This window comes from Nitrospira sp. BLG_2, from assembly GCF_049222245.1.
Map to the genome: position 1 here is coordinate 1 of NZ_JBLYIG010000628.1, position 2,384 is coordinate 2,384.

Here is a 2,384-nt window from a genome sequence, read left to right on the forward strand (position 1 = left end):
GGAAGAGGTGTGAGAATATCCGCTGGGCTGCCCGTAAGTGGCTGTTAGCACTCAGTATCTTGGTCGGATCAATGACGCAAACTGTTGACGAACGCCCGGTCCGAGTACATATCCTGGTGGCCGGTCGTGTGCAGGCAGTAGGGTTCCGCGCGTTTGCGGCACGAACTGCCGCACGGCTTGATCTGGTGGGTGGCGTCCGCAATCTCGACGATGGTCGGGTCGAGCTGGACGTGGAGGGAAAAAGAGCGGCGATCGAAGCACTTCTACGTGAATTGAAAATCGGTCCTTCCGCCGCCCATGTCACAAAGATTGAAACGGAATGGAGTGCCGCGGCTGATCGGTATTCAAACTTCAGCATTTGGTATTAGGAAACGAGGCATCATGAGTCGATTGCATGATGAGGAGTCCGGATTGAGTGAAGCTCGAAGACAAACCGTCGACGATATAGACGCCTCAGAACCAGCGAGCGCACCGAATCAGGAGGAACGGGAAAGGGACCGATCGGAGGGTCTTGACACCCTGAAGAGCTACCTGCGGGAAGTCCGCCGATCGACCTTGTTGACCTTCAAACAAGAACAGCAGCTCGGTAAGCGGGTCATGGCCGGCGATGAGCAAGCTCGGCAACAGATGATCGAATCGAATTTACGGCTTGTCATCAGCATTGGGAAGCGCTACATGCACCGGGGGTTTCCGTTTTCCGACATCGTGGAAGAAGGCAATTTAGGCTTGATCAAAGCCGTCGAAAAGTTCAATTACAAGCGAGGATTCAGGTTCAGCACCTATGCGTCTTGGTGGATCCGACAGTACATCGAGCGAGCGATCATTAATCAAGGCAAGCTGGTGCGTTTGCCGGTGCACGTGGTAGAACGCCTCAATCGTTATCTGAATCGTGTCGAACAGCTGGTGCAGGAGCTTGGGCGGGAGCCGAGGGCGGCAGAAGTGGCCGCCAAGATGAAAACATCGGAAGAAGAAGTTTTAGACCTGAAGCAGTTGGTGCGCACAACCTGTTCGCTCGATAGCCCCCTCAACGACAGCACCGATACTTTTCTGCGCGATGTGATCGAGGATCCGGTTGGGCTCTCTCCCGATGAGACCGCCGATGGGGTGCGGCGGAGGACGGAAATGATGGCCTGGGTGAGGGAGTTGCCTGAGAAAGAACAAACTGTTATTGTGTCACGGTTCGGGCTCGACGGGGATGAAGCGAAGACGCTCGAGGAAATCGGCCGAACCATGGGGCTGACTCGTGAGCGCGTACGACAGATTGAAATGGCAGCGCTGGTTCGACTTCGCAACACCATCGAGCGAAAAACGATGACACAGGCAGACTTGCTCTAATTTCCGTGACGACCGTCAACTATCAAGCACTTATTCGAGAAGTTCCGGACTTTCCGAAGCCCGGCATTTTATTTTATGACATCACCACGCTCCTGAAGAATCCAGCCGCAGTTCAGGGTCTTGCCGACCAATTGACGACTCGGTATCAGGACCGAGGGATCACCAAGGTTGTAGGGATCGAGTCCCGGGGATTTATTTTCGGAGGAATTCTCGCGGCGCGTCTCGGGGCCGGATTTGTACCGGTTCGCAAGCCGGGAAAACTTCCGGCTGATTGTTATGAAGTGAAGTATAGTCTTGAGTATGGAAATAATAGCCTCGCCGTACACCGTGATGCGATCGACACCGGAGAGCATGTGCTGATTGTCGATGACCTCTTGGCGACCGGAGGAACGGCCAAAGCGACTGTGCATCTTGTTCGTCAGCTTGGTGGCACAATTGTCGGGCTCGATTTTTTGGTGGAGCTGAAGGGTTTGAAGGGACGCGACAAACTCACCGGCTACGAGATCCATTCGACGATCACCTACCCTTAGGGCTTAACGCATTCTCCATCACCTCTTGTCCAAGGGGCATCGGCCATGATATAGAAGCCGGAATTTTAGCCCTCCGATCACCTATTTCTATTTCTGGAGCAGATTCTCTATGGCAACGAAAGCACAGGCGAAGAAAAAGGTTGATGCAAAGACGAAATCCGCGGCCGCTGAGGTTAAGAAATCCCAGCCGGTGACTGGTGCAGGAGCGGCTGCGGCGCTCAAGGGGGCGTCTGAAATCGAACTAGAGACTCCAGCGCGACCTAAGGAGACAGCAAAAGAACGGGAAGCACGGGAACGGCGTCAGGAAGCGCTTCACAAGATGCTCATTGAGAAACGCCAAGAGATCCTGAAGGAGATCGAAGAGAGTCTGGGGCAATCCCTGACTGAAGATCAGCAACGCCGTCTGGAGTCAGCGCGTGATGTCGGCGACCAAGCCTTAATGGATCTTGAGCGCGAACTCGGTATTTCGTTAATGGAAATGCGTAATCGTCGACGGCAGTCGATCGATGAGGCCATCAC

Annotated in this window: 4 protein-coding genes; all 4 read left to right on the plus strand. The window is 54.2% G+C overall.

Annotated elements, in window-relative coordinates; all coding sequences use genetic code 11:
* Positions 1-368 (plus strand): acylphosphatase (locus tag ACOSYY_RS16610; protein WP_421663869.1); only part of this gene is annotated, 368 nt, incomplete at its 5' end.
* A gap of 13 nt (positions 369-381) precedes the next feature.
* Entirely contained in the window at positions 382-1,335 is a 954-nt protein-coding gene (locus ACOSYY_RS16615) for a sigma-70 family RNA polymerase sigma factor (protein ID WP_421663871.1), read from the plus strand.
* A 5-nt stretch (positions 1,336-1,340) separates the two neighbouring features.
* A complete protein-coding gene (locus ACOSYY_RS16620) occupies positions 1,341-1,865 on the plus strand; it encodes an adenine phosphoribosyltransferase (protein ID WP_421663873.1) in 525 nt (174 codons plus the stop codon).
* Between the two features lie 109 nt (positions 1,866-1,974).
* Positions 1,975-2,384 (plus strand): hypothetical protein (locus tag ACOSYY_RS16625; protein WP_421663875.1); only part of this gene is annotated, 410 nt, incomplete at its 3' end.